This is a genomic window from Demequina sp. (genome assembly GCF_024642165.1).
Lineage (GTDB): Bacteria > Actinomycetota > Actinomycetes > Actinomycetales > Demequinaceae > Demequina.
Map to the genome: position 1 here is coordinate 1 of NZ_JAHEBP010000106.1, position 7,186 is coordinate 7,186.

The 7,186-nt window shown below is 72.6% G+C and carries 5 protein-coding genes; all 5 read left to right on the forward strand.

The window, feature by feature from the left end; translation table 11 throughout:
* A partial coding sequence (locus Q0L54_RS09295) for a glycosyl hydrolase family 65 protein (RefSeq protein WP_296667504.1) occupies positions 1-430 on the forward strand: 430 nt, incomplete at its 5' end.
* A 39-nt stretch (positions 431-469) separates the two neighbouring features.
* Complete coding sequence (gene mfd, locus Q0L54_RS09300) at positions 470-4,006, forward strand: transcription-repair coupling factor (protein ID WP_296667506.1); 3,537 nt, start codon at positions 470-472, stop codon at positions 4,004-4,006.
* A gap of 5 nt (positions 4,007-4,011) precedes the next feature.
* Entirely contained in the window at positions 4,012-4,626 is a 615-nt protein-coding gene (locus Q0L54_RS09305) for a hypothetical protein (protein WP_296667507.1), read from the forward strand.
* A gap of 25 nt (positions 4,627-4,651) precedes the next feature.
* Entirely contained in the window at positions 4,652-5,266 is a 615-nt protein-coding gene (locus Q0L54_RS09310) for a MazG family protein (RefSeq protein WP_296667509.1), read from the forward strand.
* Positions 5,267-5,342: 76 nt separating this feature from the next.
* The gene (gene eno, locus Q0L54_RS09315; protein WP_296667511.1) at positions 5,343-6,623 is read left to right on the forward strand and encodes a phosphopyruvate hydratase; all 1,281 of its coding nucleotides are present in this window, start codon (positions 5,343-5,345) and stop codon (positions 6,621-6,623) included.
* Positions 6,624-7,186 lie beyond the last annotated feature (563 nt).

Consider the following 7,186-nt stretch of genomic DNA (forward strand, 5'->3'; position numbering starts at 1 on the left):
CGTCCATGTGGCGTCCGCGGGCGGCGTGTGGTCGGCGCTCGTGCACGGGTTCGGCGGGATGCGCGACTACGGGGGCGTGCTGTCCTTCGACCCGCGCCTGCCGGCCTCCTGGCCGGAGATGAGGTTCCGCCTCACCGAGCGCGGCACGCGCCTGCGGGTGACGCTGCGTCCCGAGGAGATCGCGTTCAGCGTCGAGGAGGGCCAGGGCCTCACCGTCACGGTCCGCGGGGACCGCGTGAGCGTGCTGCGCGGCGAGGACGTGGTGGTGCCGCTCGCGGACCAGGGGCCACGGATCAAGGGCGCGCCGGACGCGTCCGCGTTCCACGGCACCCTGCGTGCGGACGGCTCGGTGGTGACCGCCTCGCTGCCCGCCGTGGTGGAGCAGGAGTCCGACGGCGGGGAGTGGCCCTCGTCCGGCGGCGGTCACTGACCCCTGTCTCTGGCCGGGACGCCGGCGGGCGCGCCTAGGATGGCCCTGCCGGATTTCCCGGTCCCGACGCATGCCCCGGAGGTTTCCGTGACCGCAGTCCCGCCGCTCGCCCCGCTGCTCGGGGAGTGGGCCGATGCGGGGCTCGCCGACGGCGCCCACGTCCAGGCGCCGGCCGCGGCGGCGGCGCCCCTGTTGGCTCGCGCCGCATCGTTCGAGGCGGGTCCCATCCTCGCGGTGACCGCCACGGGCGGCGACGCGGAGGCGCTCGCCGGCGTGCTGTCCGCCTACATGGACGCCGGCGCCGTCGCCCTGTTCCCCAGCTGGGAGACCCTCCCTCACGAGCGCCTCAGCCCGCGCTCCGACACGGTCGCGCGGCGACTGTCCACCCTGCGCCGCCTCACCCATCCCGAGGCCGCGGCTGTCGAGTCCGGGCTGCCCGTCCCGCGCATCGTCGTGGCGCCGCTGCGCGCCCTGCTCCAGCCGCTGGTGCCGGGGCTCGCCGATCTCGAGCCGGTGCGCGTGCGCCGCGGCGAGGTCGTGGACCTCACCGCGCTCACCGAGGCGCTCGCGGCCGCGGCGTACACCCGCGTGGACATGGTCGAGCGGCGAGGGGAGTTCGCGGTCCGCGGCGGGATCGTCGACGTGTTCGCGCCCACGGACCCGCACCCGGTGCGGCTCGAGTTCTTCGGGGACGAGGTCGACTCGCTGCGCTCCTTCTCCGTCGCCGATCAGCGCTCGCTCGCCGAGGTGGAGCTGCTGTGGGCCCCGCCGTGCCGCGAGCTGCTGCTCACCGAGGACGTGCGCGCCCGCGCCGACGCGCTTCGCGACGCGCTGCCCGCCGCCGCGGACATGCTGGGCCGCATCGCCGCGGGCCAGCCCGTCGAGGGCATGGAGAGCCTCATCCCGTCGCTCGTCGACCGCCTGGTCCCGCTCACCGACGTGCTCCCGCGGAACACTCGCATCGTCGCGCTTGAGCCCGAGCGGCTCGCGCGCCGCGCCGAGGACCTGCACCGCACCGCCCAGGAGTTCCTGGCCGCGGCGTGGGTGAGCTCCGCCGCGGGCGCCGACGCACCGCTCGAGGTCCAGGGCGCGTTCGTCGACCTGGCCGAGGTGCTCGAGCGCGCGGGCGAGCGGGGACTGGCATGGAGCACCATCGGACCGTTCGGCGCCGCGGATGGCGTCGAGCCCGGAATCGTGGACGTCGAGGACTTCCGGGGACGGCAGCGCGCGGCCCTCGACATCGTGCGCCAGCGCCTCGCCGAGGGCTGGCGCGTGGTGGTCGCGGCCGGCGGCACCGGCAGCGCGCACCGGCTGGCCGAGCAGTGCGGCGAGCACTTCATCCCCGCCCGCGTCGCCGAGCACGGGGACGATGCGGACGCCGGCGTGGTCGCCATCGTCCCCGGCGTCGGGGGAGGGGGCTTCCAGGTGCCCGGCCGGCGCCTGCTCGTGCTGTCCGAGTCCGACCTCACGGGACGCGCGTCGACGGTCGCCGGCGCGAAGGTCAAGGTGCCGAGCCGCCGTCGCAACGTGGTGGACCCGCTGCAACTGCGACCGGGGGACTTCGTGGTGCACTCCAGCCACGGCGTGGGCCGGTTCGTGGAGCTCACCAAGCGGACGGTGCGTGGTGTCGAGCGCGAGTACCTCGTCATCGAGTACGCGCCCTCGAAGCGGGGCGGACCGGGAGACCGGCTGTCCGTCCCCACCGACCAGCTGGACCTGGTCACCAAGTACGTGGGGGGCGAGGCGCCCGCGGTCAACAAGATGGGCGGGTCCGACTGGGCCAAGACCAAGGGCAAGGCTCGCAAGGCGGTCAAGGAGATCGCGGCGGAGCTGATCCGCCTGTACAGCGCGCGGATGGCGACGGCCGGGCGGGAGTTCGGCCCCGACACCCCGTGGCAGCGGGAGCTCGAGGAGGCGTTCGCCTTCGTCGAGACGCCCGACCAGCTCAGCACCATCGATGAGGTCAAGGCGGACATGGAGAAGCCGGTCCCCATGGATCGGCTCGTCTGTGGCGACGTGGGCTTCGGCAAGACGGAGATCGCGGTGCGCGCCGCGTTCAAGGCGATCCAGGACGGCACCCAGGTCGCGATCCTGTGCCCCACGACGCTCCTGGTGAAGCAGCACTTCGACACGTTCTCCGAGCGGATGGCGCAGTTCCCGGTGAAGGTGGCCGCGCTGTCGCGCTTCCAGAGCGACAAGGAGGCCAAGGAGATCATCGCGGGGCTCGCGGACGGCACGGTGGACCTGGTGATCGGCACCCACCGCCTCATCACCGGCTCCGTGCGGTTCAAGGACCTGGGCCTCATCATCATCGACGAGGAGCAGCGGTTCGGCGTCGAGCACAAGGAGACCCTCAAGGCGCTGCGCACGGACGTCGACGTGCTCGCGATGTCGGCGACGCCCATTCCGCGCACGCTCGAGATGGCCGTGACGGGCATCCGCGAGATGTCGACGCTGGCGACCCCGCCCGAGGAGCGCCACCCGATCCTCACGTACGTGGGGCCGGAGGAGGACGCGCAGATCGTCGCCGCCATCCGCCGCGAGCTGCTGCGCGACGGCCAGGTGTTCTTCATCCACAACTCCGTGAAGACCATCACCCGCGCGGCCCTCACGCTGGGCGAGCTGGTGCCGGAGGCGCGCATCGCGGTGGCGCACGGGCAGATGGGCGAGAAGCAGCTCGAGCAGGTGATCGTCGACTACTACGACAAGAAGTACGACGTCCTGGTGTGCACCACCATCGTCGAGACCGGCCTCGACATCTCCAACGCCAACACCCTCATCGTGGAGCGCGCGGACACCTTCGGGCTGTCCCAGCTGCACCAGCTGCGGGGGCGAGTGGGCCGCGCGCGCGAGCGGGCCTACGCCTACTTCCTCTACCCCCCGGAGCGCACCCTCACGGAGACGGCGCACGATCGCCTGCAGACCATCGCCGCGCACACCGACCTGGGCGCGGGCATGGCGGTGGCGATGAAGGACCTCGAGATCCGCGGCGCCGGCAACCTGCTGGGCTCCGAGCAGTCCGGTCACATCGAGGGCGTGGGCTTCGACCTCTACATCCGCATGGTGGGGGAGGCGGTCGCCGGCTTCCGCGGGGAGGGCGAGGAGGAGCGTGCCCCCATGACGGTCGACCTGCCGGTCGACGCGCACATCCCCACCGAGTACATCGAGCACGAGCGCCTGCGCCTCGAGGCCTACCGCAAGATCGCGGACGCCGACGCCGAGGAGCAGCTGGCGGCGATCGAGGAGGAGCTCGACGATCGCTACGGCGAGCTGCCGGAGCCCGTCCGCAACCTGCTGGCCGTCGCACGGCTGCGGCTGGAACTGCGGGCCGTGGGGATCCACGACGTGGTCGCGCAGGGCAGGCTCATCCGCTTCAGCCCGCTCGAGCTGCCCGACTCCGCCGCCCTGCGCGTCACCCGCCTCTATCCCGGCACGCTCATCAAGCCGGCCGTGCGCCAGGTGCTGGTCCCGGCGCCCATGACCGCGCGCGTGGGCGGCCGCCCCGTCGACGGACTCGAGGTGCTCGACTGGGTGCGCACCGTCATCATGGCCACCCGCTCACCCGCATTAGGATGACCCTCATGACGTTCCGCCGACGCCTCGCCGTCCTCGCCGCATCGTCCCTTCTGCTGGCCGGCTGCGCCGTGCCGGGCCAGGGGGCCGCGCCCGGCGTCACCGCGACGCTCGACGACACAGTGGTCACCTCCAGCGACCTCGACGCCACCGCCGCGGCCTGGCAGACGGACGGAGAAGGTCTCACCCAGACCGACCGGCGCGCGCTCGCCACTCTCGCCGTGCTGGCACCCGACCTGATCGCGGCCGCGGCCGAATCGGGCGCCAACATCCGCGAGTCCGACGCGCAGAGCATCGCCGCGGCGTGGCTCCAGTACACGGGCGTCGAGAATCCCGAGCCCAGCCCCGAGGTGGTCGCCTCGGTGCACGCCGTGCTCGCGATGTACGTGCTCGCCTACTCGGACCCGAGCTTCGCGGCACTGCAGGAGATCGCGGACCGCGCGGCGGCCGACGGCGTGTTCTCGCCGCGCGTGGGCGAGTTCTCCCCGGACGCGCTGCTCGCCTCCGTGGCCGCCGCGATCTCCACGGCGGATCAGCTGCAGTTGGGCAACTACGCGTTCGTCCCGTTCCTCGACGTCTCTGGCTTCCAGGACACCACCGCGCCGTGGGCGGCGCGTGGCTGACGGTCTCGCCCGTCTCGTGGGGGTGATGGATCGCCTCCGTTCGCCCGGCGGCTGCGCCTGGGATGCCGAGCAGACGCATGAGTCGCTCGCGCCGTACGCCCTCGAGGAGGCCCACGAGCTGGTCGAGGCCATCGAGTCCGGCTCGCGTTCCCACCTGCGGGAGGAGCTCGGAGACGTGCTGCTCCAGGTGGTCTTCCACGCGCGCGTCGCACAGGAGGACGCCGAGGACCCCTTCGACATCGACGACGTCGCCGATGCCTGCGCCGACAAGCTGATCGCGCGGCACCCGCACGTGTTCGGCGACGAGGCCGCGGGGACGATGCGGGAGCACCTTCAGCGGTGGGACCGGATCAAGGCGGAGACGACGTCCCGGGAGTCCGTGATGGACGGCGTGCCGGCCGCCCTGGGCGCCCTGGCGCGCGCCCAGAAGCTGATGGGCCGCGCGGATCGGGCGGGCCTCGAGGTCGCCCTCCCCGAGGGTGGAGACCTGGGTGCCGCGTTGCTCAGGCTGGTCGCCCGCGCGGAGGCGGAGGGCCTCGACGCCGAGACCGAGCTGCGCGTCGCCACGCGCCGCGTCGAGACGGCGGCGCGCGCCGCGGAGGCGTCCCGCGCGACCGACGCCGAAGGTTCACCCGACTAGGACAAACGTCGGTGAGCGTGTTGCAGTGCGCGCTTATAGACTCGACGAAGCAATCCACCACGACGTAAGGAGCATCATGGCCAGCATCGAGGCCGTTGGCGCCCGCGAGATCCTTGACTCGCGCGGCAACCCCACTGTTGAGGTCGAGGTCGCCCTCGATGACGGCACGTTCGCGCGTGCCGCGGTCCCCTCGGGCGCGTCGACCGGCGCCTTCGAGGCGGTCGAGCGTCGCGATGGCGACAAGGGGCGTTACCTGGGCAAGGGTGTCGAGCAGGCCGTCGACGCCGTCATCGACGAGATCGCGCCCGAGGTGGTGGGTCTTGACGCCACCGAGCAGCGCATCATCGACCAGATCATGCTCGACCTGGACGGCACCGACAACAAGGGCAAGCTGGGCGCGAACGCGATCCTGGGCGTGTCCCTCGCCGTCGCGAAGGCCGCGGCCGACTCGGCCGACATCGCGCTGTTCCGCTACGTGGGCGGCCCCAACGCCCACATCCTGCCCGTCCCGATGATGAACATCCTCAACGGCGGCTCCCACGCGGACTCGAACGTCGACATCCAGGAGTTCATGATCGCCCCGGTGGGTGCCCCCACGTTCCGTGAGGCGCTTCGCACCGGAGCCGAGGTCTACCACGCGCTCAAGTCCGTCCTGAAGGAGCGCGGCCTGGCCACCGGCCTGGGCGACGAGGGCGGCTTCGCGCCCAACCTGCCGTCCAACCGCGACGCCCTGGACCTGATCCTGGTCGCCATCGAGAAGGCCGGCTTCACCCCGGGTGAGGACGTGGCGCTCGCGCTCGACGTCGCCGCCTCGGAGTTCCACACCGACGGCTCGTACAACTGGGAGGGTGGACAGAAGTCGCCCGCCGAGATGATCGCGTTCTACGAGCAACTGGTCGCCGACTACCCGCTGGTGTCCATCGAGGACCCGCTGGACGAGGACGACTGGGCCAACTGGACGGCTCTCACCGCGTCCGTGGGCGCCAAGACCCAGATCGTCGGAGACGACCTCTTCGTCACCAACCCCGTGCGCCTCAAGCGCGGTATCGACGAGAAGGCGGCGAACTCGCTGCTGGTGAAGCTCAACCAGATCGGCACGCTGTCCGAGACCTCGGACGCCGTGCAGATGGCGCAGCGCGCGGGCTTCACCGCCATGGTGTCGCACCGCTCCGGTGAGACCGAGGACGTCACCATCGCCGACCTGTCCGTCGCGTACAACGCCGGCCAGATCAAGACCGGAGCGCCCGCTCGCGGTGAGCGCATCGCCAAGTACAACCAGCTGCTTCGCATCGAGGAGGAGCTGGACGACGCGGCGGTCTACGCCGGCAAGTCCGCGTTCCCGCGCCGCTACCTGTAGCCCGCGCAGCGGATCCGCAAGCGGGCGCGTCTCCTCGGGGACGCGCCCGCTTCGTCGTGTCCGGGCGCCCCGCCCGAATAACGCGACTCGCTGCCACGGCAGCGCCCGACGGGCGCGGTGCGCCGGGACAATGGCGAGGTGACTCGCCCCTCACGTCCGGGCGCGCCGCACTCCGCTGAGGTGCCGGTGCGCGCCTCCGCCGACCCCGAAGGCGTCACGGTGATTCCCGAAGGCCCGTGGGCCGCGGTCGAGGGGCCTCGCGCCCGGCCGGTGACCGTGGCGCCCGTGCAGGCACCGGCGTCCGAGGGATCTGCGCGCCGTGGATCGCGGGGCGGACCCCGTGCGTCCACTCCCCGTGTCGCCCGACCGGTTCCGCGCCGGGGTCAGGCCATGCGCCCGGTCACCGTCGAGCAACCGGTGCCGTTGCCGGCGGCCGCCGCGGCCCCGAACGCGCCGAAGGCCGCGAAGGCCGCGAAGGCCGCGAAGGCCGCGAAGGCCGCGAAGGCGCCGGCCCAGAAGTCGCCTCAAGGTTCGCCGTCTCCGACCCCACCCGCGCCCACGAC